This is a genomic window from Nocardioides sp. Leaf374 (assembly GCF_916862475.1).
GTDB lineage: Bacteria > Actinomycetota > Actinomycetes > Propionibacteriales > Nocardioidaceae > Nocardioides > Nocardioides kribbensis.
Genome location: NZ_CAKASO010000018.1, coordinates 1 through 24,413, shown reverse-complemented (window position 1 = coordinate 24,413; position 24,413 = coordinate 1). Strand labels below are relative to the sequence as shown.

Sequence of the window (24,413 nt, the reverse complement as noted above, 5' to 3'; positions counted from 1 at the left end):
GTGGAAGAGCCTGGTGTGCCAGGTGGGAGCGTCAGCTCACTCGCCCGGGACGATGTTGACGACGCGACGGCCACGGCGCGTGCCGAACTCGACCGCACCGGCCTGCAGCGCGAACAGGGTGTCGTCGCCGCCGCGGCCGACGCCGCTGCCCGGGTGGAAGTGGGTGCCGCGCTGGCGCACGATGATCTCGCCGGCGTTGACCAGCTGGCCGCCGTAGCGCTTGACGCCGAGGCGCTGGGAGTTGGAGTCGCGACCGTTCTTGGTGGACGCCGCGCCCTTCTTGTGTGCCATGTCGAATCCTTTGGTGTGCGCTGCAGGAAGCCTGAGACCGGGAAGGCTCAGAGGGAGATGTCGGTGACCTTGACCTGGGTGTACTTCTGACGGTGACCCTGGCGCTTCTTGTAGCCGGTCTTGTTCTTGTACTTCTGGATGATGATCTTGGGGCCCTTGGTGGCGCCGAGCACCTCGACGGTCACCGAAGCCTTGTCGAGGGCCGAGGAGTCGGAGGTGACGCTCTCGCCGTCGACGGCGAGGACGACGGGCAGCGTCAGCGTCTCGCCGACCCCGGTCGTCACCTTGTCGATCTCGATGACGTCGCCCACGGCAACCTTCTGCTGCTTGGCGCCTGCGCGCACGATCGCGTACACCGCGGTCTCCTTCGTCGGGTTGTGCTGTGTCAGTTGACAGGTAAGTCGGTGGTCTGGGGCTCCCGTGCCGCCGCACCGGGCCTGACCGGCCGGGCGTCGTGGGTGGTGCCACACAGAAGGGCACGCATCAGCGCACCGAGGACCCATAGTACGGACCCGCCGGGGCGACAGCAATTCGGTGTCGCCCCGGCGGGCCGTGGCGCCGGACGGGCCGGCTCAGCGCTTGCGGGTGCCCTTCTTCTTGACCGGCACGTGCGCGGCCGAGCCCTCCTCCGAGGACTCCCCGGCCTGCTCACCAGCGGCCTCACCGGCGGTCTCGCCGGCAGGGGGGCCGGCAGGGCGGGTGGCCCGGCGGGTGCGCGTGCGGGTCACGACGGTCGGCTCGGCCGGCGCCGCGGGCGGCTCCGGGTCGGCCTCCGACGCGGGCTCCGGGTCGGGGTCAGGGGCCGACTGCGGTGCGGGCTCCGCCGCCGGCGCCGGCTCGGGCGCTGAGGCGGGCCGCGTCGCCGTACGACGACGGGTGCGGGTCACCACCGTGGTGGCGGGGGCCTGCGCGGCCTGGGCCTCGCTCACCGCGTCGGGCTCCGGCGGGGCCACCGGCTCGGGCGTCGGGGCCGGCGTCGGCTCCACCGGCGCGACCACGGGGTCCTCGGCCGCGACCGGCTCGGTCACCGTGGGCGCCGTGCGGCTCGCACCGCGCCGACGGCTGCGGGTGACCACCGTCGTCTGTTCGGCCGCGGGCTGCTCGGCGCCTGCCTGCTCGGCGGTCGCCGACTCGGGTGCGGGCTGCTCGGGTGCGGGCTGCTCGGGTGCCGCGGCGACCGGAGCCTCGTCCGTCTCGGTGGGCTCCGGGCGCGCCATGGCCGCGATGTCCTTCGGGGAGGGCGGGGTGGGGGGCTTGGAGGCTCCCCCGTCGCCCTGGCCGCCGCTCTGCTCGGCCTGGTCGTCCTGGCCGCGGCCGCGACCGCCGCGCGAGCGACGTCCGCCCTGGCCGCCGCCGTCGTTGCCGCCGCCGTTGCCACTGCCACCGCCGCCGTTGCCGCCACCGCTGCGGTTGCCACCGCGCCGACCCTCGTCGTCGCGCTTGGGCTCGACGGGCTCGTCGTGGGTGACGATCCCGCGACCCTGGCAGTGCTCGCAGTTGTCGCTGAAGGCCTCGAGCAGTCCGGTGCCGATGCGCTTGCGCGTCATCTGCACCAGGCCCAGCGAGGTCACCTCGGCGACCTGGTGGCGGGTGCGGTCGCGCCCGAGGCACTCCACGAGACGTCGCAGCACGAGGTCGCGGTTGGACTCCAGCACCATGTCGATGAAGTCGACGACGATGATGCCGCCGATGTCGCGCAGCCGGAGCTGGCGCACGATCTCCTCGGCCGCCTCGAGGTTGTTCTTGGTGACGGTCTCCTCGAGGTTGCCGCCCGAGCCGGTGAACTTGCCGGTGTTGACGTCGACGACGGTCATCGCCTCGGTCCGGTCGATGACCAGCGAGCCGCCGGAGGGCAGCCAGACCTTGCGGTCGAGGCCCTTGGCGATCTGCTCGTCGACGCGGTAGGTCGTGAAGAGGTCGTGGCCGTTGTGCTCGGCGGGCTCGTAGCGCTGCAGGCGGTCGGCGAGGTCGGGGGCGACGTGCGAGACGTAGCTCTGCACGGTGTCCCAGGCGTCGTCGCCCTGGATGACCAGGGTCGCGAAGTCCTCGGTGAAGAGGTCGCGGACCACCTTGAGGGTCAGGTCGGGCTCTCCGTAGAGCAGCTGGGGGGCGCTGCCCTTGGACTTCTTCTCGATGTCCTCCCAGCGCGCCTTGAGCCGCTCGACGTCACGGGTCAGCTCGTCCTCGGAGGCACCCTCGGCCGCGGTGCGGACGATGACGCCGGCGCCCTCGGGCACGATCTCCTTGAGCAGCGTCTTGAGGCGGTTGCGCTCGGTGTCGGGCAGCTTGCGGGAGATGCCGCTGGTCGTGCCGTCGGGCACGTAGACCAGGAAGCGGCCGGCCAGGCTGATCTGGCTGGTGAGCCGGGCGCCCTTGTGGCCGATCGGGTCCTTGGTGACCTGCACGAGGACCGGCTGGCCCGAGGACAGCACCGACTCGATCTTGCGGGGCTGGCCGTCGCGGTGGCCCAGCGCGGACCAGTTGACCTCGCCGGCGTAGAGGACGGCGTTGCGGCCCTTGCCGATGTCGATGAAGGCGGCCTCCATCGAGGGCAGCACGTTCTGCACGCGCCCGATGTAGACGTTGCCAATGATCGAGGTCTGCGACTCACGGGCGACGTAGTGCTCGACGAGCACCTTGTCCTCGAGCACGCCGATCTGGGTGAGGTCCTCGCGCTGGCGGATGACCATGGTGCGGTCGACCGCCTCGCGACGGGCCAGGAACTCGGCCTCCGACACGATCGGCGCGCGGCGCCGACCGGCCTCGCGGCCGTCGCGGCGGCGCTGCTTCTTGGCCTCGAGGCGCGTGGAGCCCGAGATCGCGGTGATCTCGTCCTCGGCCGAGCGCGGCTTGCGGACCCGGGTCACGGTGTTGTCGGGGTCGTCGCCGTGCTCTCCCCCGTCGTCGCCCGAGCGGCGCCGGCGACGACGCCGGCGCGAGGAGCCCTCGCCGGACTCGGTGTCGTCCTTGGCGTCCTGCTCCTGGGGGCCGGTGTCGCCACCCTGGCGCTGACCGCCGCGGCCGCCTCCCTGGTTGCCGCCCTGGTTTCCGCCCTGGTTGCCGCCGCGGTTGCCCTGGCGACCCTGGCCGCCGTCACGGGCGGAGCCCTGGTCGGCGTCCTGGTCGGAGTCCCTCTCCGCGTCGCCGCTGGCGTCCTGGCCCTCGGAGTCGTCGTCGGAGTCGTCCTCGGAGCGGCCGGAGCCCCCGTCGCCGGACTTGCGGCGCCGACGGCCACCGCGGCGGCGACGACGTCGGCCGCCACCGCCCTCGGAGCGGTCCTCGTCGGAGTCCTCGGACTCGTCCGAGTCGTCGGTGCCGTCGTCGTCGGTGTCGTCGGCCGACGCGTCGGCGCCGCCCCGGGCGGTGTCGGCCTCGTCGGCGGGCCCGGTGGTGGGAGCCACGCTGGCGGCGACGGCCTCGAGCTCGTCCTCCGCGGGTGCCGCCTCCTGCGGCGCGGCGGTGCGGGTGCCGCCGGCCGAGCGGCTGCGACCGCGGCTGCGCGTGGTCGTCGTGGTGCGGGTGCGCGCGGAGGCGTCGGTGCCCGCCTCGTCGGGGGCCTCGGCCACGACCTCGGCCGGGGTCTCCGCGACCGGGGTCTCCGCGTCGGTGGGCCCCGCGACGGTGGGCTCGGCAGCGGGCTCGGGGGTGGGCTGGGTCCGCACGGGAGCCGCGGCCCTGCCACGGGTGCGGCGGGTCACGGTCGCCTTGGTGGCCTTCGCGGCGTCGGGGGCCTGGAAGAGCACGGCCGGCGCCGCGGCCACCTCGGTCTCGGCGGCCGTCTCGGCGGGCGTCTCGGCGGGCGTCTCGACCGGGGCCTCGGTCACGACGGCCTCGGGCGCCGGCGCCTCGGCGGCGGCCGCCTCCGCGGCCCTGGTCGCCGCGCTCTTGCGGGTGCGGGTCGTGGTGGTGGCCTTCTTCGCGGCCGGCGCCTTCTTGGCGGCGCTCTTGCGGACGGCGGCCTTCTTGGCCGGCTTCTCCGCGGGCGCCTCGCCCGGAGCCTCGGCAGGCGCGTCGACCGCCACCTCGGCGGGCACGTCCGGGGCGACGTCGGCGGGTGCCGGGTCCGAGGTCGACGGCTCGGCGGCCGCCGCCTTCTTCGTGGTGCGCTTGGCCGGCGCCTTCTTGGCGGCGGCCTTCTTCGCGGGGGCGTCGGCGGCGGTCTTCTTGGCGGCCGTCTTCTTCGCGGTCGTCTTCTTGGCCGCGGCCTTGCGGGTCGTCACGGTGACGGTGGGGGCCGTGTCGGCGCCCGTGTCGGTGGTGACGTCCTCGCCCAGGTTCTCGTCGGGCATGTGGTGCTCCTCTGCCCGGGCGGCGCACTGGCGACCCGGACGTGTCAGACGTCGGCCCGCAGGAGGTCCGGGGCACGACGCGTAAGCCTTCGGTGGCGGCGACACCCTCCGCGGTGCGTCACTGGACGCGTCGTCGTCGCCTGCCGCGGTCGCTGGGCCTGCCCCGGGAGGATCCCGGGGCCGGGGGCCGACTCGCTGTCACCGAGCCTGCCGGGCCGCGTCGCGGTCTGGCGCCGACGTCGCACCCACTGTGCCGACCCCGAGAGTGCGGGCCGGCGAGAACGTCGTCGGGTCGTCGTCCGCGGCAGGTTCCACCGGTGCGACGACCGTGGCGAGTATCGCACACGGGCCGTCGATCCAGGTCATGTCCGCGCTGCGAGCGGGTCGCCGACCGTGCCGGTCGACTCCTCCAGCGGACCCTGGGCCAGCCGGGTCAGCAGCGGAGCGGGCCCCGCCTGGAGGCCGCCGACGGCCGCCAGGCCGGTGAGCACGTCGTCGGGCCGCACCGAGGGCACGCCGTGGCGCAGCACCAGGTCGAGCGTCGAGCGTGCCCCCACGCCCGCACCCGTCACGGGGCCGGCCTCGAGGCTGAGCACGGCGGCGCGGCAGTCGAAGGTGCGCAGACCCTTCTTGGTCATCCGCTCGACCTCCACCGACTCCTGCCCCAGGAAGTCCTCGACCGCAGCGCGGGCGTCCGACTCCTCCGCGGCGACGTCGAGGCGCCAGTGGCTGGCCTGGAGGAGGTCGGCGAGCGATCCCCCGGGAGAGACCGCGACCTCGAGGATGTCGAGCCCGTCGGGCAGCGCCTCCTCCAGCGACGCCCGCACCGCGGCGACGTCGACGACCTCGGCGAGCCCGATCTCGAGGTACTCCGCCTCGCTCGCGGAGCCCGTCGGCGCTGCCCCTGCGTAGGAGATGCGGGGGTGGGGGTTGAAGCCGGAGGAGTAGGCCATCGGCACGCGGGCGCGGAAGACGGCGCGCTCGAAGGCGCGGCTGAAGTCGCGGTGGCTGGTGAAGCGGAGGCGTCCGCGCTTGGCGTAGCGGATGCGCAGGCGCTGGACCGGAGGGGCTTGCTGCTCGGGCTGCTCTCGCACCCGCACAGGCTACGAGAGGTCAGGCCGGTGCCCGCATCGCCGGCGAGGGGTAGACCGTGCCGACGCGCTCACCGGCGAGCCAGTCGGACAGCCGGTCGGCCTCGGTCCCCAGCGCGGCGCGCCCGGCGGCGGGGACCTCCTCGAGCAGGCGCACGAGCACGCGGCCCGCCTCGTCCTGCACCCAGCAGCCCACGACGCGACCGTCCCACCACGCGGTGGTGCCGGCGTTGCCGTTGCGGTCGAAGAGCGCGTCGCGGTGAGGGCCGAGGTAGAAGGCGCGCTCCTTCCAGCCCATGACCGTGGGGTCGAGCACGGGCAGCAGCGCCGCCCAGGGCCCGACCTCCTGGCCCCGGGCCCCGTCGAGCGGGTGGTCGAGGAGGTCGTCGTCGGGGAGCAGCCATCCGGTGGCCCCGCCGTCGAGCGCGACCTCCACGGCCTCGAGGCGCGCGAGCGCCGCCCGCACGATGCCCTTGGTCGCGCCCAGCCACCACACCAGGTCGGCCTCGGTGCCCGGCCCGAAGGCGCCGAGCCAGCGGCGCACCAGCTCGGCCCAGCCGTCGGAGGCCGACCACGGTCGGGGCTCCTCCCCCAGCCACGCCGCCATCGGCGCCCAGCGCGGCCGGGAGACGCGCCAGTGACCCGTGTTGACCCCCCGCACCACCTCGGCCTCGGCGCCCAGCAGGGTCAGGAGCCGGCTCACCGTCGGGGACACCGACGACGAGGGCGCGCCCGCCACGGGCGACGGCGCCGCCAGCGCCGGCACGGCGGACCTGACCTCGGCCGCCTGCCGACCCTCCACGGAGCCCGCCACCACGCCGAGCACCTCCCGGCGTGCACGCTCGACCCAGGCGGCGCCCGCGCCCGGGTCCGCCAGGCCGTGGGCCTCGGCGTCCTTGGCCAGGCGCGCCCGCTCGGTGCCGGCCACCCGTGCGGAGGCGCTCCCCCAGGCCGCGGGGAGCAGGTCGCGCGGCAGCACGAAGAGGGTCCGGCGCATCGCCAGCTGCTTGACCAGCACGCGCTCCTCGTGGAGCGCGCGCTCCACGTCGGAGCGACGCAGCCCGTCGACCCGCGCCTGCAGCGACAGGTGCACCGTGGCGGGCTCGGTGGCGTGGAGCACCGCGACCGCACGGGTGGCGTCCTCGGCGTCGGCGCGACGCCGCACCGGGTCGATGCCGTGGCGCAGGGCGATGCGGTCGCGACGCTGCCGGTCGCTCACGTGGAGCACGACCCCATCCTGCCCCCACCGCCCGTCGTACGTCGTGGGTGCGGTGCCAGCATGGGCCCGGTGAGCAGCCCCGGACCCGTCACCCGCACCGTGCCCCTCGTCCTCGTGGGCGTGCTGCTGCTGGCGCTCAACCTGCGCCCCGCCGCCGTGAGCGTCGGCCCGGTGCTGGCCGAGGTCAGGAGCGGTCTCGGCCTCGGGGCCGGCGAGGCCAGCCTGCTCACCTCGCTGCCGGTGCTGGCCTTCGCCGTGCTCGGTGCCCTCGCACCGGCCACGGCGGCGCGCGTCGGACTGCACCGCACCACCCTGCTCACCCTGCTCGCCGCGGCGGCCGGGCTGGTGGCGCGGGTGCTGACCGACGACGACGTGGTGTTCCTGGCCGCCTCCCTGCTCGCGGTGGGCGGCATGGCGATGGCCAACGTGCTGCTGCCGTCGCTGGTCAAGCTGCACTTCCCCGACCGCATCGGACCGGTCACCTCGCTCTACACCGCCGCCCTCGCCGTGGGGCTCACCCTCGCGCTGACCCTCACCGTGCCGATCTCCGAGGCGGGCGGCGGCTTCCGCTGGGGCCTGGGCACGTGGGCCCTGCTGGCGGTGATCGCGACGCTGCCGTGGGTCGCGCTGGTGCGACGCGACCGCGCGGTCGAGCGCGTCGGCTCGCGCGTGTCCTTCCTCGACGTCGCCCGCACGCGACTGGGCTGGGCGATGGCGGGCTGCTTCGGGCTCCAGGCGCTCCAGGCCTACGCGATCTTCGGCTGGTTCGCCCAGCTGTGGCGCGACGCCGGCTGGTCGCCGACCGCCGCGGGGGCGCTGGTGGGCCTGCTGGCCGGCACCGGCATCCCGCTGTCGCTGTGGCTGCCGCGGCTGATGGCGACCACCTCCCGACCGCGCACCCTGCTGCTGGGGGTGATCGGCACCTACCCCGTCGCCTACCTGGGCATGGTGCTGAGCCCGTGGTGGACCGCGCCGCTGTGGGCCGTCGTCGCCGGCGTCGGCGCCTGCACCTTCCCCCTCGTGCTCACGCTCATCGGGCTGCGCGCCCGGACCCCCGAGGGCACGGCGGCGCTCTCGGCCTTCAGCCAGTCGGTCGGCTACCTGCTCGCCGCCCTCGGCCCCTTCGCCGTGGGGCTGCTCAACGAGGCCACCGGGGGCTGGACCGTGCCGCTGCTCGTGCTCACCGCGCTCGTGCTCCCCATGGCCGTCCTGGGGGCCTACGTCGCCCGTCCGGTGTTTCTCGAGGACGCCCTCCCGCCGGCGCGCCGCGCCCTACAGTGAGCGCGTGACGACACCTCCCCACGGCCCCGGCGACCAGGGCGGCGCCGACGGCGACCCGGCCGGCCCGCCGTCGCCGTACGGCCAGCCCACCCCCTACGGCCAGCCCGGGGGGTCGCCGTACGGCCAGCCTGCGGGGTCGCCGTACGGCCAGCCCGGGGCCCAGCCCGCGGGCCCCTACGGCCAGAGCTACCCCGGCGGTCCCACCCACCCGAGCGGCTCGCAGGGCACCGACACCCTCTCCGTCGTGGCGCTGGTGCTGAGCTTCACCTGCTGCCTGTCCTTCGTCGGCGCGATCCTCGGCCTCGTCGGGCTGGGCCGCACCAAGGAGGGCCGCGCCAGGGGCCGCTGGGCCGCGGTCACCGCCATCGTCGTGGGCCTGCTCGGCACCCTCGCGCTCATCGGAGGCATCGTCGCCCTCGTCACCGTGGGCACCAGCCTGACCACCCTCGACGACCTCGAGGCCGGCACCTGCCTCACCGCCGACGGGCTGACCGACGACTCCGAGGAGAACGTCACCGACATCCGCGAGGTCGACTGCACCGAGGCCCACGACGGGGAGGTCGTGGCCACCGAGGTCGTCGACGGCGAGCCCACCGGCTGCGCCGAGCTGGCCAGCGCCGAGGGCTACGACGGCACCGAGGTCGACATCTCCCGCATGACCCTCATCCCGATCTCCGAGCAGGTCCCGCCGCAGGACGGCGACCGGGTGGTCTGCGTGGCCTACAACACCGACGGGTCCTCCCTCGACGCCCCGCTCCTGGGCGCCGCCTCCTGACCCCGCTCCCGAGGACGCCGGGTCGGACGGCGGGTCAGACGACGGCGAGCGGCAGCAGCTGGCGCCCGGTGGGGCCGATCTGGATCTCGGTGTCCATCTCGGGGCACACGCCGCAGTCGTAGCAGGGGGTCCAGCGGCAGTCCTCGACCTCGACGTCGGAGGAGGGGTCGATGGCGTCCTCCCAGTCGGCCCAGAGCCAGTCCTTGTCGAGGCCGGAGTCGAGGTGGTCCCACGGGAGGGTCTCGTCGTAGCCGCGCTCGCGCACGGTGTACCAGTCGACGTCGACGCCGGTGCCCGCCAGCGCCTGCGCGGCGGCCTGCATCCAGCGGTCGTAGGAGAAGTGCTCGCTCCAGCCGTCGAAGCGGCCTCCGTCGCGCCAGACCTGCTCGATGACGGCGCCGACGCGGCGGTCGCCGCGGGAGAGGAGTCCCTCGACGATGCCGGGCTTGCCGTCGTGGTAGCGGAAGCCGATGGCGCGGGCGAACTTCTTGTCGGCGCGCACGGTCTCGCGCAGCTGGCGCAGCCGGTCGTCGGTGGTCTCGTGGTCGAGCTGCGCGGCCCACTGGAAGGGGGTGTGCGGCTTGGGCACGAACCCGCCGATGGAGACCGTGCAGCGGATGTCGTTGCGCCCGGAGACCTCGCGGCCCTTGGCGATGACCCGCTTGGCCAGGTCGGCGATCTGGAGCACGTCCTCGTCGGTCTCGGTGGGCAGGCCGCACATGAAGTAGAGCTTCACCTGCCGCCAGCCGTGGGAGTACGCCGCCGCGACGGTGCGGATCAGGTCCTCCTCGGTGACCATCTTGTTGATCACCTTGCGCAGCCGCTCCGAGCCGCCCTCGGGGGCGAAGGTCAGGCCCGAGCGCCGGCCGTTGCGGGAGAACTCGTTGGCCAGCGAGATGTTGAAGGCGTCGACGCGCGTCGAGGGCAGCGAGAGCGAGACGTTGGTGCCCTCGTAGCGGTCGGCCAGGCCCTTGGCGACCTCGCCGATCTCGGTGTGGTCGGCGCTGGAGAGCGAGAGCAGGCCGACCTCCTCGAAGCCCGTCGTGCGGATGCCGTTCTCGACCATCGCGCCGATGGTCTCGATGGAGCGCTCCCGCACCGGGCGGGTGATCATGCCGGCCTGGCAGAAGCGGCAGCCGCGGGTGCAGCCGCGGAAGATCTCGACCGAGAAGCGCTCGTGGACGGTCTCGGCCAGCGGCACCAGCGGCTTGGCGGGGTAGGGCCAGGCGTCGAGGTCCATGAGCGTGTGCTTGCGCACGCGGTGGGGCACGCCGGGCACGGTCGGCACGACGGCCTCGAGCGTGCCGTCGGCGGCGTAGGAGACGTCGTAGAAGCGGGGCACGTAGATGTTGCCGCTCACCGCGAGCCGGCGCAGCAGCTCGTCGCGGCCCGAGGCCATGTCGCCGGCCGGGCGGCCCTGGGCCTTCCAGTCGCGCACGACCTCCGAGATCGCCAGCACGACCTCCTCACCGTCGCCGAGCACGGCGGCGTCGATGAAGTCGGCGATGGGCTCGGGGTTGAAGGCGGCGTGGCCGCCGGCGAGCACGATGGTGTCGCCGTCGGTGCGGTCGGCGGCGTGCAGCGGGATGCCCGCGAGGTCGAGGGCGTTGAGCATGTTGGTGTAGCCCAGCTCGGTGGAGAAGCTCAGCCCGAGCACGTCGAAGTCGCGCACGGGGCGGTGGGCGTCGACGGTGAACTGCGGGATCGGCCCCTGCGCGTCGCCGCGCCGCATGATCTCCTCCAGGTCGGGCCACACCGCGTAGGTGCGCTCCGCGACGATCCAGTCGCGCTCGTTGAGCACCTCGTAGAGGATCTGGACGCCCTGGTTGGGCAGGCCGACCTCGTAGGCGTCGGGGTACATCAGCGCCCAGCGCACGGTCTCGCCGCCGTCGGCGCTCTCGGCCGCGCAGTCCCACGCCTTGACGGTGGAGTTGAGCTCGCCGCCGACGTACTGGATCGGCTTCGACACGCTCGGCAGGAAGGGCTCGAGACGGGAGAAGACGCTCTCGCCGAGCACGCGGCTCCCGGCGGAGCCCAGGGTCGGGGACATGCAGCAACCTCACAGCGGGTCGTGGTGGCGTCCGGGGGTCCCCGGACGCGCTCCGGACAAGGTCTCAGGGTACGTCAGCCCCGCGGAGCCGACCGAGTCCGCGCGTCTAGGCTCGTGCCATGACCGACACGAGCGTCCGCGGCCGGTTCCAGTGGACGGTCGTGGTGCCCGTCCTCGCCCTGGTGGTGCTCGCCGCCACCTGGGCCAGCCACGAGGCGTGGCCGGTGCTGGTGCTCATCGCGGTCGTCCTCGTCGGGGCGATCGTGGCCGCCGTGCACCACGCCGAGGTCGTCGCCCACAAGGTCGGCGAGCCCTTCGGCTCGCTCATCCTGGCCGTCGCGGTGACCGTGATCGAGGTCGGGCTGATCGTCATGCTGATGACCAGCGGCGGCGAGGGCACGAGCACCTACGCCCGTGACACCGTCTTCGCCGCCCTCATGATCACCCTCAACGGCATCGCCGGGATCGCCCTGCTGGTGGGGGCGGTCAAGCACCACCTGGTCAGCTTCAACGCCTCCGGCACGGGCTCGGCCCTCTCCACCGTGGTGGCGCTCGCCGCGGTCTGCCTGGTGCTGCCCAGCTTCACCACCTCCGGCGCGGGTCGGGAGTACTCCGCCTCGCAGCTGGGCTTCGCCGCGGTCGCCTCGCTCGCGCTCTACGGCGCCTTCGTCTTCACCCAGACCATCCGCCACCGCGACTTCTTCGTGCCGGTCACCAGCGACGAGCAGGGCCGTGTCACCGGCCTGGTCGACGAGGACGAGGACGGCCACGCCGACCCGCCGCCGGCCCGGGAGGCCTGGCTGAGCCTGGGCCTGCTGGTCGGGGCCCTGGTCGCGGTGGTCGGCCTGGCCAAGCTGCTCTCCCCCACCATCGAGGACACCGTCTCGGCCCTGGGCTTCCCCTACGCCGTCGTCGGCGTGGTCATCGCCCTGCTCGTGCTGGCCCCGGAGTCGATCGCCGCCGTGCGCAACGCCGCGCGCGACCGGGTGCAGATCAGCCTCAACCTCGCCTACGGCTCGGCGATGGCCTCCATCGGCCTGACGATCCCGACCATCGCGGTGGCGATGATCTGGCTCGACGGCCCGCTCGTGCTCGGCCTCGAGCCGACGCAGATGGTGCTGCTGGCCATCACCGTGGTGGTCTCGAGCCTCACCATCGCGCAGGGCCGGGCCAAGTCGCTCCAGGGCTTCGTGCACCTGGTGCTGCTCGCGACGTTCCTGTTCCTGTCCGTGCAGCCCTGAGCCGCACCGCCCCAGGGGTGCACCGGGCTCAGCGGACGGCGCGCACCCGGGGCGAGGCGGTGTAGCGCTGCGGCTGGGGCGCGCTGGCGCGCAGGTGGATGTTCTGCAGCAGGCCGACGGCGAGCATGCCGGCGAACATCGAGGAGCCGCCGTAGGACACGAAGGGCAGCGGCACGCCGGTGACAGGCATGATCCCCAGGCACATGCCGATGTTCTGGAAGGCCTGGAAGCCGAACCAGCAGGCGATGCCGGCGGCGGCGACGCGGCCGAACACGTCCTCGGTGCGGGTGGCGATGACCAGCGCCCGCCACAGCACGACGAGCAGCAGGGCGATGACGAGGCCGGCGCCGAGCAGGCCGAGCTCCTCGCCGGCCACGGTGAAGACGAAGTCGGTGTGCTGCTCGGGCACGAAGCCCGAGCGGGTCTGCGAGCCGTCGAAGAGGCCCTCGCCGACGAGGCCGCCGTTGCCGACCGCGATGCGGGCCTGCTCGACGTTGTAGCCGGCGCCGCGGGGGTCGAGGTCGGGGTTGGTGAAGGCCATGAAGCGGTCGACCTGGTAGTCCTTGAGCACCCCGGCCGCCACCGCGACCGCGGCGGCGGTGACGCCGCCGCCGGCGAGCAGGGCCAGCCACCGGCGCGGGGCCCCGGAGACCGCCAGCACCCCGAACACGGTCGCGGTCAGCACGAGCATCGTGCCGAGGTCGGGCTGGAGCAGGATGAGCGCGGCGGGCACGGCGGCGATGAGGAGCATCAGCCCCACCTCGACCCCGCCGACGCGCGAGCGCCAGCGGCCGCGGGCCCGGCCGGCGAGCACGAGGCCCATGCCGATGACCACGGCGAGCTTGGCGAACTCCGAGGGCTGCACCGACATGCCGCCGAGCATCAGCCACGAGCGCGAGCCGTTGATGGTCGTGCCCATGACGAGCACGAGCACCAGGCCGAGGACCGAGCCGAGGTAGACCAGCGGCGCCGCGACGCGGACCCAGCGGTGGTCGGAGACGGCCACCCCGGCCATCAGCACCAGGCCGATGGACACGTTGACCAGCTGCTTGTCGCGGTAGGCCGTGGGGTCGCCCCCGGTGAGGTCGTCGCGACCGATCGTGGCCGACCAGACCAGCAGGGTCCCGAGGGTGACCAGGCCGAGCACGGCGCCGAGCAGGACCCAGTCGACGCCGGCCCAGCGCAGCCGGGGACGCGTGGTCGCCGACACCGGGGCCGGGCGCAGGCCCGGACGCGTGCTCGGTCGGACGGTCGGGCGGACGGTGGTGCTCACCGGGACTCCTCCGTGGTCGGCCGCACCGGCGGCAGGATCGAGCCGTCGTCGGCGAAGGTGGGCAGGCCCGCGGGCGGGGTGGTGCCGGGGATCGCGGCGTCGTCGGCCACGACCGACTCGCCGTCCACGCCGTACAGCGCCTCCCAGATCTTGCGCACCGCCGGGCCCGAGGTGCCCGAGCCCGTGCCGCCCTGGCTGACCATCATCACCACGACGTAGTCGTCGGAGTAGGAGGCGACCCACGAGGTCGACTGCTTGCCGTAGACCTCCGCGGAGCCGGTCTTGGAGCGGATCGGCACCTCGTCGAGGGGGAAGCCGACCATGCGCCAGGCCATCGTGCCGACGCGGGTGACGTTCTTGAGGGCCTCGTCGACGTAGCGCAGCGTCTCCTCGGGCAGGTCGACGCGACCCTGCACCTTCGGCGGGATCCGCTGGATGACCTTGCCGTCGGGGCCGACGACGGCCTTGCCCACGCGCGGGGCGTAGAGGGTGCCGCCGTTGGCCAGCGCGCCGTAGGCGCGGGCCAGCTGGAGCGGGGTGACGATGGTGTCGCCCTGGCCGATGGCGAAGTTGACCGCGTCGCCGGCGCGGTAGGCGAAGCCCTCGACGCAGAACTCCCCGGCGAAGGTGTAGACGAAGTCGGAGGTCTCCGCGTCCTGCGGCTTGTCGGCGATGCCGCAGTAGTAGTCCTTCATCGACTCGTAGTAGGCGAGCTTCCACTTCCGGTCCGCGATGCGGCCCGAGGCCTCGCCGGGCAGGTCGATGCCGGTCTCGGAGCCGAAGCCGAAGGCCTGCGCCTCGGCCACGAGCGGGTCCTTGGCGTCGACGTCGCTGACGTCGGAGCCGAAGCGCTGCCAGTAGTCGTAGCCCACGCGGTAGAAGAAGGTGTTGCAGGAGACCTCGAGGGCCTTGGCGAAGGAGATGAAGCCGTAGGCGCCGGACTCGTAGTTCTTGAAGTCGCGGTTGCCGACGCGGAAGGAGGAGGAGCAGTTCAGCGACGTGCTCGGTGAGTAGCCGTGGGTGAGCGCACCCGCGGTCATGAACGGCTTCCACGTCGAGCCCGGGGCGAACTGGCCCTGGGTGGCGCGGCCCAGCAGCGGGGTGCCGGCCGCCTCGGAGAACAGCCGCGAGAGCTGCTTCTGGGTGATGCCGCCGACCCAGACCTCGGGGTCGTAGGTGGGCTGGCTGGCCATGGCCACGACGCGGCCGGTGTCGGCCTCGAGCACCACGGCGGCGCCGGAGTCGGCGACGTAGTTCTTGCCCGTCACGGTGTCGAAGGTCGAGCGGGCGGTCGTGATGGTCTGGGCCAGCTGGCGCTCCACCACGCCCTGCACGCGCGCGTCGATGGAGGTGACGAGCGTGTCGCCGGGGCGGGCCTGCACCTCGCCGTCGTCGCCGAGCACGCGGCCCATCGAGTCGACGGCCACCGACTTGTAGCCGGGCATGCCGCGCAGCCAGGCGTCGTACTGCTTCTCGACGCCGGCGCGGCCGACCGAGGAGGCGCCGTTGACCGAGCTGTCGTCGTCGGCCTCGGCCTGGTCGAGCTCGTCCTCGGTGATCGGGCTGAGGTAGCCCAGCACGTGGGCCAGGTTCACGCCGTACGGCGAGGGGTAGGAGCGCACGGTCTGCTGCTCGGCCAGCACCGCGGGGTAGTCCTCGGGCTGCTCGAGGATCATCAGCGCGGTGCGCTTGGGCACGTCCTCGGCCACGGGCACCGGCTGGTAGGGAGAGCCGTTCCAGCACGAGCCCTCGATGCTGCCGGGGTCGCCGCAGGTCAGCAGCGCGCGCCGGATGTCACGGACCGGGGTGCGGCTGACCTCGGCGACCCGCTCGAGCACGGTGCGCTGGTCGCGCGCGCGCAGCTTGCCCAGCAGCGTGCGGTCGACCGAGACCACCCACGAGGTGCGGTTGCTCACCAGGGGTCGGCCCATGTCGTCGACGATGAGGCCGCGCTGGGGCTGCACGACGATGTCGCGCACCGACTGGGAGGCGGCCTGGGTCCGGTACTGCTCGCCGCTGACGACCTGGAGGTAGTAGAGGCGCACGCCGAGGGTCGCGAAGAGGGAGAAGACGAGGGCCTGGATGACCACGAGGCGCAGCCGGCTGCGCCGGGTGCCGGCCTGCTCCTCGCCGTTGACGGTCAGGCCGGTGGGCCGGCCGGTGCGCACGCTCACAGCAGGGCCGCCCGGCCGGGCTCGAGGCGGCGGAAGGCGGCCATGAGGGGAGGCAGCACGAAGGGGGTGAGCAGGACGTCCCAGACCAGGGCGACGCCGATGACCTGGATCATGTCGCCGACCCCGAGCACCGGGTCGCGCAGCAGCAGGCCGCTGATCGCGAAGACCGACGTGCCGACGAAGGACGAGGCGGCGACGGTGCCGACCACGGTGACCGCGGTGGGTCGCACGTCCTGGCGCACGAGCCCGGCGACGTAACCGACGACGAGCAGCGCGAGGGCCCAGCGGCCGGCGACGTGGTCGGCCGGCGGGGCCAGGTCGAGCAGCAGGCCGGCGGCGAAGCCGAGCACCATCGCGAACTGCGGGCCCCGCGTCAGCGCCGCGGCCACGACGACCAGCAGGCACAGGTTGGGCACGATGCCCTGCCAGGCCAGGTGCGGGAAGAGGGCGACCTGGAGGGCGAGGGCGACCAGCACGGCCAGCCCGGCCACCGCCGCGCGCAGCGCGCTCATCGCAGCTCCCCCTCGGCGTCGATGACGGCGCGGTCGCTGTCGGTGCCGGCGGGCACGATGACGCCCACCAGGTCGAGGGAGCTGAAGTCGACGAAGGGCTCGACCACGGCGCGCTGCGAGGTGTCGCGCAGCGAGCTGTAGACCTGCGTGACACGTCCGACCGGGATGCCGGAGAGGTACGGCGCGCCCGCGTCGCTGCCCCACGTGACGACGTTGTCGTCGCGCGCCGGCACCGACTGGTCGTCGACCAGCTCGAGGTCGAGCCGACCGCCGTCGCCGAAGGAGCCGCGTCCGCGCAGGAAGCCGACCTCCATGCTCTCCCCCGCGCGGGCGCCGACGGTCGACTCGGAGTCGATGATCAGCACGACCGTGGCGGTGGTGCGGGTGACCCGCAGGACGCGGCCCACGAGCCCGTCGTTGTTGACGACCGTCATGTCGGGGGCGAGCCCGGCCTGCGAGCCGGCGTCGAGGGTGACGGTGCTGGAGAAGGACTGGGCGGGTCCGACGCCGACCACGCGTGCCGGGACGAGGGTGTGGCCCAGGTCCTCGGCGGTGCGGGTGAGCCCGTCGTACTCCGCCAGGCGGTTGGCGTCGAGGCCGGCGGTCGCCAGCTCGCCGCGCAGCAGCGAGTTCTCGGCCTCGAGGGCGTCGAGGTCGTCGCGCAGCGATCCCTGCGTGCGGAACCACTCCGGGATGCTCGCGAAGGGGCGGACCACCGCAGTGGCCCCGGTCTCCACGGGGCCGAGGGCCTCGCCCACGACGCGGCGTGCCGGCTCCAGCGGGGAGTCCTCGCCGCCGGTGCGGTCGAGCACCATCAGGCTGGTGCTGGCCAGCACCAGCGCCAGCAGCAGGGCACGGGAGGGACGGCGCTGCGGCCCACGGCCCGCGCTCCAGCGACGCTCGCGCTCGGAGCGGGAGCGGACGGTCGAGCCGGAGCGGCCGGGCAGGCCGGAGGCTCCGGGCTGGCCGGAGCCGTCGGGGGTGCGCACGCGCTCGAGCAGGCTCATCAGTAGCGCCTCGGGTCGCTCACGAGCACCTGCTGGAGGGCCTCGAACTCCTCGACGCACTTGCCGGCGCCGAGGGCCACCGAGGTGAGCGGGTCCTCCGCGACGTGGACCGGCATGCCGGTCTCGTGGCGCAGCCGCTCGTCGAGGCCGCGCAGCAGCGCGCCGCCGCCGGTGAGGACGATGCCGCGGTCCATGATGTCGCCGGCCAGCTCGGGCGGGGTCTGGTCGAGGGTGGCGCGCACCGCGTCGACGATCGCGTGCAGCGGCTCCTCCAGGGCCAGGCGCACCTCGGCGCTGGACACGACGACGGTGCGCGGCAGGCCGGAGACCATGTCGCGGCCCCGGATCTCGGCCTCGGGCTCGTCGGGCAGCGGGAACGCCGAGCCGAGGGTCATCTTGACCTCCTCGGCGGTGCGCTCGCCGAGCATGAGCGAGTACTCCTTCTTCATCCACGCCACGATCGCGGCGTCGAGGTCGTCGCCCGCGGTGCGGATCGACAGGCTGGTCACGATGCCGCCCAGCGAGATCACGGCGACCTCGGTCGTGCCGCCGCCGACGTCGACCACCATGTTGCCGGTGGCCTGGTGCACCGGGAGGCCCGCGCCGATGGCGGCGGCCATGGGCTCCTCGACGATGTAGACCCGGCGGGCGCCGGCCTGGTAGCCCGCCTCCTTCACCGCACGCTGCTCGACCGCGGTGATGCCGCTGGGCACGCAGATCACCATGCGGGGCTTGGCCCACGACCGGCGCCGGTGCACCTGCTGGATGAAGTAGCGCAGCATCTGCTCGGTGGCCTCGAAGTCGGCGATGACGCCGTCCTTGAGGGGGCGGATGGCGGTGATGTTGTCGGGCGTGCGCCCGATCATCCGCTTGGCCTCGTGGCCGACCGCGAGGATCTCGCCGGTCGAGGCGTTGAGGGCCACCACGCTGGGCTCGTCGAGCAGGACGCCCCTGCCGCGGGCGTAGACCAGCGTGTTGGCGGTGCCGAGATCCACGGCCATGTCCCGGCCGAAGAAGCTGTTCGCCATGACTCGTGCCTCGCAGTGCGCTCGTGCCGTGCAGGGGAAGGAGGGCACGACGGACGGGTCGACCCTCACCCGAGGGTAAGGACGTCCCCGCCCGGTTCGGCGCAGGCACGCCGAGGCGCGTGGTGCGTGTGTGACTCGTGGGGTGCGCCGTCGAACGGTCCGGTTTTGTGCGCGTTGGGCAGCCACTCAAATCAATGCCTCGGCCCACGCGTTCTTTACTTAACGTCCTCGCGAGCGGTGATGGACCTCGTCAGCGCCGTCCCGATGCTCGTGATCCGGGGGGATCCATGCACCCACGCGCCTCCAGCAGACTTGCCCATCTCGCCGTCGTCCTCGGCCTGGCACTGAGTGGCGCAGCCGTCGTCACTGCTGCTCCCGCTGCAGCCGAATCCAGCGGCACCGTCGTGTCCGGCGCCCTGACCGAGGACACCACCTGGAGCGCGGCGAACGGTCCCTTCACCTTCACCGGCACCGTCGATGTGCCCGCCGGGGTCACGTTGACGATCGAGGAAGGGGTCGACCTCGTCCGAGACCAGGCGTTCTATTTCGGCCCACTCCTCAGGGTCGCCGGCAGCGTCGACGTCGACGGGACCGCGGAGGAGCCGGTGACGACGGCCGCCGGGGTCTTCTTCGACCAGGGCTATGGCGGGGGTCTGTTCGCAGGAGCACCGGGTGAGCAGTCGGCGTCCATCGACGTCACCGGCCTGCACACCCTCGGTCCTACATCATTGTGGGACCGTTCGGACCGGTTCTCCGACCTGAGCATCACGGACTCCGCACTGGTCGAGTCAGACTTCCACGTCGACAACGCACTCGGCGACGTCGTCTTCGCCCGCAACACCGTGGTCCGCTCCAGCCGCTATGGCGGAGCGCGGGACGTGACGGTCGCCAATCCCCGGGTCGGACACGTCAACCTCACCGACAACCGCTTCCGCTCGAGCGGCTTCGGGTGCAGTGGCGCTGGCCGACTCTCGGCACCGGGGAACGTGCTCGAGCGCTTCGACGACTACGACGGCAGCGGCGTGAGCAGCGCCGATGACTGCCTCCTCGACGTCTCCGGCTCCTACTGGGAGCAGGTGGACGGCGCACTGGGCAATCGCATTCGGGGTGCGGCGCGTGTGGTGGTGACGCCGCTCGCGGAGGGGCCGACCGCAGACACACCACCTCTCGTGCCACGCATCGGTTACCTCAGCTACTTCACGTCACCTGAGGGCTATCCGGTGGCCCAGGTCACGACCGGCACCGCCGGCGGTAGATCAGCCACGGTGGTCGTGAGGGCCACCGACCGGGAGACCGGGGAGGTGGTCGAGACCCAGCGGCGCCCCCAGGCTTCATGGCAGGCCTCGACGCTCGAGCAGTTCACGTTCACCCACCTGACCCCCGGGCGGCTCTACCGTCTCTCCGCCGCCGCGGAGAACGCCCTCGGGTCAGGTGTCGCGATCGAGACCGAGTCGTTCATCGCCCCCACCCCGACCTCGCCGACGCCCACCGACCCCACCCCAGGTGATAGCGACCCGAGCGCCGGCGGAACGCTCACACACGACACCACATGGACAGCTTCGGCGGGGCCCTACAACCTCACGCGACCCGTCGTGATCCCCGCAGGCATCACTCTGACGCTCGAGGCCGGTGTCGTCGTGAGGCAGGCGGACTCCTTTCCTGATCGCTACCGCCAGGCCATGTTCCACAACGCCGGCACCCTCGTGGCCCGAGGCTCCCGCGACGCACCTGTGGAGATCGTCCGACCAGGGGATCCGAACGGCATTTATGCGCGCCTGTTCGCCGGGACGTCGCCGACCGCCGTCTTCGACCTCGATGGCCTGACCAGCGATGTGGGAGGAGCGCTGTGGGGCGTCGACAGCGACTACGCCCCTGTCGACGACTACGCGTCCTTCACCTTGACCGACTCTCGTGTGGTCGCACACCTGGCGATCGACAACGCGCGAGGCGAGGTAGTCCTGGCTCGCAACACCTTCCCCGGCGACACCATCAACGGCAGTGGGCTGTCCCTCGACAACCCCCGTGTCGGCCACGTCACCATCGAGAACAACCGGTTCCGCGAGGCCGATCTCATCTGCGCCGGCTCAGGACGCCTCGCTCTCAGCGGCAACACCTTCGAGCGCACCAGCAGCCTGTCGAGCCGCGACGACTGCGTCATCAACGCTGCGGGCAACCACTGGGAGGCGAGCGACAGCGAGGCCGCCCACCGCATCGGCGGTCGCTCCCGGGTGTCCTACCTGCCGACGCTGGACGCCTCGGCGGCCCCGACACCGACCCTGCCCCCTGGACAGCACTACCAGGCGGACGGGATCGATGAGGCCGGTCGAGCCACCCTCACCGTCCACCCCGGGTCCGACGGCGGACTGGGCAGCACGGTCGTGGCCTACGTGACGGACCGTGAGACCCGAGAGGTCGTCGCGTCCTTCACACGGCCCTTGCGCTCATGGCGCACCGACAACTCCGAGAGCTTCGTCTTCGACGACCTGACCCCAGGAGCCCTTTACCGCGTCTCGTCCTACGTCGAGAACGCCCTCGGTCGGTCGCCACTGCAGGAGAGCGAGTCCTTCCTGGCTCCGGAACCGGGCCTGGGTGCTCCCGGCGAGGTCGCCGCGACGGTCTCGGGCACGACGGCCACCGTCACTTGGTCGGCGCCAGCCACCGCCGGTGGTCGGACGGTCACGGGCTACAAGGTCACCGCCTCACCAGGAGGCCGCAGCATCGCTGTCGGCGCAGACAGTCGTCGCGCGGTCCTCAGTGACCTGTCCCACGCCACCACCTACACCTTCACCGTGACCGCCGACTCCGCGGACGGGTCGGGCCCAGCGTCAGAGCCCTCCCCGCCTGTCACCACTGCCGACGCGCCCAGCTCGGGCGGAGGCGGCGGCGGAGGAGGCGGCGGAGGAGGCGGCGGAGGAGGTACGACGCCGACCACCCCGGCCCCGCCCGCGGCGGCGCCCGAGGCTCCGACCGGCGTCACCGCCACCGCCGGCGACGGGTCGGCCACCGTGGCGTGGACCCCAGGCAAGGACAACGGCGACGCGATCACGGGTTACACCGTGACCCAGTTCCCCGGCGGGGGCCGCAGGAGCGCCGGCCCCGGAGCCACCTCGCTCGCGGTGACCGGTTTGGAGAACGGGACGGCCTACACCTTCACCGTGTCGGCGACCAACGCGACCGGCACCAGCCCGGGCTCAGCACCCAGCTCCCCCGTCGTCCCGGCGGGCACCCCTGCGGCGCCGCGCACGGTCTCCGCCGTCGCCCACGACCAGCGGGCGGTGGTGTCATGGGCACCTGCCTCCGACAACGGCGCTCCGATCACCGGCTACACCGTGACCACGTCCCCCGGCGGACTCACCACCACGGTGACAGCCAACCGCTCGAGCGCGGAGGTGGTTGGCCTCACCAACGGCGTGCCCTACACGTTCACGGTCACCGCACTCAACCGAGCCGGTGAAAGCGCGTCGTCCAAGCCCTCGGCTGCCGTCACCCCCGCGGGCGCGCCACTCGCGATCGCACGACCTACGGCGCGACTCAGGGGCACCGGCGTCGTCGTGCGCTGGGAAGAGCCCCTCGCCAACGGCGCAGCGCTCACCCACTACGTCGTGGAGTGGCGCAGCGGCCGCACGGTCGAGGTCTCGGCCGACAAGGCCCGGCTGGTCGTGGAGCGCGTGAAGCCGGGCCGTGGCTACAGCTTCCGGGTGCAAGCCGTGAACGCCGTAGGCGCCGGCGAGTTCAGCGGGTGGAGCAAGACAGTGCGGCGTACCCGCGACTGACGGCAAGAGCACCGGCCCCGACCCTCGCCGCCACGGCGACGGTCGGGGCCGTCGGGCTCAGAGGCCGGGGAACCAGATCGCGATCTCGCGCTCGGCGGACTCCGGGGAGTCGGAGCCGTGCACGAGGTTCTCGCGGTTCGACAGCGACAGGTCGCCGCGAATGGTGCCGGGGGCGGCCTTGCGGCCGTCGGTGGCGCCGTTGAGGGCGCGCACGACCTCGATGGCCTCGTCGCCCTCGAGCACGAGCGCGACGAGCGGGCCGCTGGTGACGAAGGTGCGCAGCGGCGGGTAGAAGTCGCGCTCGACGTGCTCGGCGTAGTGCTCGTCGGCCTTCGCGGCGTCGATGAGGCGGTGCTCCATGGCCACGATGCGCAGGCCCTTGGCCTCGAAGCGGGAGAGGACCTCCCCGACCAGTCCGCGCTTGACGGTGTCGGGCTTGAGCAGGACGAGGGTGCGCTGGGTCATGCTCCGCACCCTAGCGAGGCCCGGCCCGCCGCGACCCGCCGGAGCACGTCGGCGGGCACCGGGGCGTCGGTGAGGGGGTCGCTGACGGCCTCCCCCAGCCGGCGTACGACGGGCACGTGCCCGCCCCACGTGCCGGCCTCGACGTCGGCCTCGTCGTCGACGGGCCCCTCGGCGCGCACCTTCATCGAGGCCTCGTGCAGCGGCACGGCGAGCACCGCGGTGGCGGCGACCTCCTTGCGGGTGCTGGGCCGCAGCGTGGCCGCGCGACCGGGCACCATGTGGTCCACGGTGAGGTCGAGGGCACGCGCCTTCTCGGCGGGGTCGGTGACGATCCGGGCGGGGCCGACCACGACCACGGAGCGGTAGTTCATGGAGTGGTGGAAGGCCGAGCGGGCGGTGACGAGGCCGTCGACCTCGGTGACCGTGACGCAGACCGTCGCCCCCCCGGAGCGGGTGAGCCAGCGGGCCGCGACCGAGCCGTGCACGTAGAGGGTGCCGTCGCGGTCGGGCCCGTCGAGGTCGACGGCGAAGGCGACCGGCAGCACCAGCGGGTGGTCGCCCACGTCGACGCCGAGGTGGGCGACGAGGGCGTCCTCGAGCAGCGCGTGCATGGCGGCACGGTCCTCGACCGCGCGGCTGCGACCGCGGGTCACGCTGGTGCGCGGCGTGGGCGAGAGCGGGGTGGGCGAGCGCGGGGCGGCAGGGGCAGGTGTGGACACGGCGTCCAGCCTCGTCGTTGAATGGCCCGCGCGCACGTGCCACTCCTCGACCAGATCGGCAGGCCACTCGTGACGACCGCACTACCCGTGCACCTCGACCGTCGCGCCGCCGACCCGCTCGGGGTGCAGCTGGGCGACCAGGTGCGGGCCCTGGTCGCGCGGGGAGCCCTCTCCCCCGGCGACCGGCTGCCCAGCAGCCGCGCCCTGGCCGCCGACCTCGGGGTGGCGCGCGCGGTCGCCGAGCAGGCCTACGCCCAGCTCGTGGCCGAGGGCTGGCTGGAGGGACGCCACGGGTCGGGCACCTTCGTCACCGCCCTCCACGCACGGGTCGCACCGCCGGCCGCGCGGCCGGCTCCCGCACCAGCCGGCGCGGCGCTGGTGCGCCTCGACGCCGGCACCCCGTGGATCGACCCGCGCCACCGGGCGGCCTGGCGGCGCGCGTGGCGCGAGGTGTCGGCGAGCGTCCCGCCCCGCGGCTACGACGACCCGCGCGGCCTGCCGGAGCTGCGGGAGGCCCTGGCCGAGCGGCTCGCCCGCACGCGGGGCCTCGTGCTCGACCCTGACGAGGTGCTCGTCACCGCCGGCACCACCGACGGGCTCCGCCACCTCCTGGGCGTCCTCCCGCCCGGCCCGGTCGGCGTCGAGGACCCCGGCTACCGCGCCGCGGTCGAGACGGTGCGCGGGACCGGCCGCGAGGTGCGCGACCTCCCCGCGCTCGCCCCCGTCGACGACCTCGCCGGCTGCGCCGCCGCCTACGTCACCCCCGCCCACCAGCACCCGCTCGGCCCACCGATGCCCGCCGCGCACCGGCTGCGCCTGCTCGAGGCCGCGCGGCGCGCCGACGCGGTGGTGGTGGAGGACGACTACGACTCCGAGTTCCGCTACGACGTCGCACCCATCCCCGCCCTCGCCGCGCTCGACCGCGACCGGGTGGCCTACCTCGGCACCACCAGCAAGACCGTCGCCCCCAGCCTGCGCCTGGGCTGGCTGGTGCCGCCGGCCCACCTGGTCACCGCCGTGTGCGAGCGCCGGGCCACCACCCACGACGCGGCCTCCTGGCCCGCCCAGCGGGCCCTGCTCTCGCTGCTGCACGACGGCTACGTCGACCAGGTCGTCCGCTCCGCGCGCCGCACGTACGCCGAGCGCGCGGCCCGCGTCGTGGCCGCGCTGGCGCCCCTCGGGGAGCCGGCCGGCCCCCCGGCGGGCATGTACGTCACGGTGCCGC

The 24,413-nt window shown here is 73.7% G+C and carries 18 protein-coding genes; 5 read left to right on the top strand and 13 right to left on the bottom strand.

Features of this window, described 5'->3' with window-relative positions:
- Positions 1 to 36: 36 nt before the first annotated feature.
- The 5 genes from rpmA to LPA27_RS10165 all read right to left on the bottom strand — a co-directional run bounded on the left by rpmA (position 37) and on the right by LPA27_RS10165 (position 6,899).
- Positions 37 to 291, bottom strand: a complete 255-nt coding sequence (gene rpmA / locus LPA27_RS10185) for a 50S ribosomal protein L27 (RefSeq protein ID WP_056863759.1) — start codon at positions 289 to 291, stop codon at positions 37 to 39.
- Between the two features lie 47 nt (positions 292 to 338).
- Positions 339 to 647, bottom strand: a complete 309-nt coding sequence (gene rplU / locus LPA27_RS10180; RefSeq protein ID WP_056863758.1) for a 50S ribosomal protein L21 — start codon at positions 645 to 647, stop codon at positions 339 to 341.
- A 216-nt stretch (positions 648 to 863) separates the two neighbouring features.
- Positions 864 to 4,580, bottom strand: coding sequence for an Rne/Rng family ribonuclease (locus LPA27_RS10175; protein ID WP_267477204.1), 3,717 nt, complete (start codon positions 4,578 to 4,580; stop codon positions 864 to 866).
- 362 nt (positions 4,581 to 4,942) lie between these two features.
- Positions 4,943 to 5,674, bottom strand: a complete 732-nt coding sequence (locus LPA27_RS10170) for a TIGR03936 family radical SAM-associated protein (RefSeq protein ID WP_228942347.1) — start codon at positions 5,672 to 5,674, stop codon at positions 4,943 to 4,945.
- Positions 5,675 to 5,693: 19 nt separating this feature from the next.
- Positions 5,694 to 6,899, bottom strand: a complete 1,206-nt coding sequence (locus tag LPA27_RS10165; RefSeq protein ID WP_228942346.1) for a winged helix DNA-binding domain-containing protein — start codon at positions 6,897 to 6,899, stop codon at positions 5,694 to 5,696.
- Between the two features lie 51 nt (positions 6,900 to 6,950).
- Here LPA27_RS10165 and LPA27_RS10160 point away from each other — a divergent pair, with 51 nt between their 5' ends.
- Together LPA27_RS10160 and LPA27_RS10155 are read left to right on the top strand one after the other, a co-directional pair.
- Positions 6,951 to 8,171 carry an MFS transporter gene (locus LPA27_RS10160; protein ID WP_416383239.1) on the top strand — a complete coding sequence of 407 codons (1,221 nt, stop codon included), beginning with the start codon at positions 6,951 to 6,953 and terminating at the stop codon, positions 8,169 to 8,171.
- A gap of 4 nt (positions 8,172 to 8,175) precedes the next feature.
- Positions 8,176 to 8,946, top strand: a complete 771-nt coding sequence (locus tag LPA27_RS10155; RefSeq protein WP_228942344.1) for a DUF4190 domain-containing protein — start codon at positions 8,176 to 8,178, stop codon at positions 8,944 to 8,946.
- 34 nt (positions 8,947 to 8,980) lie between these two features.
- Here LPA27_RS10155 and LPA27_RS10150 read toward each other — a convergent pair whose 3' ends face one another.
- Positions 8,981 to 10,996, bottom strand: coding sequence for a TIGR03960 family B12-binding radical SAM protein (locus LPA27_RS10150; RefSeq protein WP_056863754.1), 2,016 nt, complete (start codon positions 10,994 to 10,996; stop codon positions 8,981 to 8,983).
- Between the two features lie 119 nt (positions 10,997 to 11,115).
- Here LPA27_RS10150 and LPA27_RS10145 point away from each other — a divergent pair, with 119 nt between their 5' ends.
- Complete coding sequence (locus tag LPA27_RS10145) at positions 11,116 to 12,237, top strand: calcium:proton antiporter (protein WP_056863753.1); 1,122 nt, start codon at positions 11,116 to 11,118, stop codon at positions 12,235 to 12,237.
- A 28-nt stretch (positions 12,238 to 12,265) separates the two neighbouring features.
- Here LPA27_RS10145 and rodA read toward each other — a convergent pair whose 3' ends face one another.
- The 5 genes from rodA to LPA27_RS10120 are packed head-to-tail and all read right to left on the bottom strand — an operon-like array spanning position 12,266 to position 18,231.
- Positions 12,266 to 13,510, bottom strand: coding sequence for a rod shape-determining protein RodA (gene rodA, locus LPA27_RS10140; RefSeq protein WP_228942343.1), 1,245 nt, complete (start codon positions 13,508 to 13,510; stop codon positions 12,266 to 12,268).
- Positions 13,507 to 15,684 carry a penicillin-binding protein 2 gene (gene mrdA, locus LPA27_RS10135; protein WP_228942342.1) on the bottom strand — a complete coding sequence of 726 codons (2,178 nt, stop codon included), beginning with the start codon at positions 15,682 to 15,684 and terminating at the stop codon, positions 13,507 to 13,509. The genes rodA and mrdA overlap by 4 nt, the downstream gene beginning before the upstream one ends.
- A complete protein-coding gene (mreD, locus tag LPA27_RS10130) occupies positions 15,681 to 16,196 on the bottom strand; it encodes a rod shape-determining protein MreD (RefSeq protein ID WP_056863752.1) in 516 nt (171 codons plus the stop codon). The genes mrdA and mreD overlap by 4 nt, the downstream gene beginning before the upstream one ends.
- Complete coding sequence (gene mreC, locus LPA27_RS10125) at positions 16,193 to 17,203, bottom strand: rod shape-determining protein MreC (RefSeq protein ID WP_228942341.1); 1,011 nt, start codon at positions 17,201 to 17,203, stop codon at positions 16,193 to 16,195. The genes mreD and mreC overlap by 4 nt, the downstream gene beginning before the upstream one ends.
- Entirely contained in the window at positions 17,203 to 18,231 is a 1,029-nt protein-coding gene (locus LPA27_RS10120; RefSeq protein ID WP_056863751.1) for a rod shape-determining protein, read from the bottom strand. The genes mreC and LPA27_RS10120 overlap by 1 nt, the downstream gene beginning before the upstream one ends.
- A gap of 287 nt (positions 18,232 to 18,518) precedes the next feature.
- Here LPA27_RS10120 and LPA27_RS10115 point away from each other — a divergent pair, with 287 nt between their 5' ends.
- Complete coding sequence (locus LPA27_RS10115) at positions 18,519 to 22,004, top strand: fibronectin type III domain-containing protein (RefSeq protein WP_228942340.1); 3,486 nt, start codon at positions 18,519 to 18,521, stop codon at positions 22,002 to 22,004.
- Positions 22,005 to 22,061: 57 nt separating this feature from the next.
- Here LPA27_RS10115 and ndk read toward each other — a convergent pair whose 3' ends face one another.
- Positions 22,062 to 22,469, bottom strand: a complete 408-nt coding sequence (gene ndk, locus LPA27_RS10110; protein ID WP_193661368.1) for a nucleoside-diphosphate kinase — start codon at positions 22,467 to 22,469, stop codon at positions 22,062 to 22,064.
- Positions 22,466 to 23,188: a pyridoxamine 5'-phosphate oxidase family protein gene (locus tag LPA27_RS10105; RefSeq protein WP_228942339.1), complete on the bottom strand. Its 723-nt coding sequence runs from the start codon at positions 23,186 to 23,188 to the stop codon at positions 22,466 to 22,468. The genes ndk and LPA27_RS10105 overlap by 4 nt, the downstream gene beginning before the upstream one ends.
- 21 nt (positions 23,189 to 23,209) lie before the next feature.
- On the opposite strand from LPA27_RS10105, the gene LPA27_RS10100 reads away from it, so the two are divergent.
- Positions 23,210 to 24,413 (top strand): PLP-dependent aminotransferase family protein (locus LPA27_RS10100; protein WP_228942338.1); only part of this gene is annotated, 1,204 nt, incomplete at its 3' end.

Coding starts and splice junctions, on each gene's coding strand:
- LPA27_RS10150 (WP_056863754.1), bottom strand. CDS start 10,996: ATGTCCCCGACCCTGGGCTCCGCCGGGAGCCGCGTGCTCGGCGAGAGC.
- LPA27_RS10145 (WP_056863753.1), top strand. CDS start 11,116: ATGACCGACACGAGCGTCCGCGGCCGGTTCCAGTGGACGGTCGTGGTG.
- ndk (WP_193661368.1), bottom strand. CDS start 22,469: ATGACCCAGCGCACCCTCGTCCTGCTCAAGCCCGACACCGTCAAGCGC.
- LPA27_RS10175 (WP_267477204.1), bottom strand. CDS start 4,580: ATGCCCGACGAGAACCTGGGCGAGGACGTCACCACCGACACGGGCGCC.
- LPA27_RS10160 (WP_416383239.1), top strand. CDS start 6,951: ATGGGCCCGGTGAGCAGCCCCGGACCCGTCACCCGCACCGTGCCCCTC.
- LPA27_RS10120 (WP_056863751.1), bottom strand. CDS start 18,231: ATGGCGAACAGCTTCTTCGGCCGGGACATGGCCGTGGATCTCGGCACC.
- rpmA (WP_056863759.1), bottom strand. CDS start 291: ATGGCACACAAGAAGGGCGCGGCGTCCACCAAGAACGGTCGCGACTCC.
- mreC (WP_228942341.1), bottom strand. CDS start 17,203: ATGAGCCTGCTCGAGCGCGTGCGCACCCCCGACGGCTCCGGCCAGCCC.
- LPA27_RS10115 (WP_228942340.1), top strand. CDS start 18,519: ATGCACCCACGCGCCTCCAGCAGACTTGCCCATCTCGCCGTCGTCCTC.
- mreD (WP_056863752.1), bottom strand. CDS start 16,196: ATGAGCGCGCTGCGCGCGGCGGTGGCCGGGCTGGCCGTGCTGGTCGCC.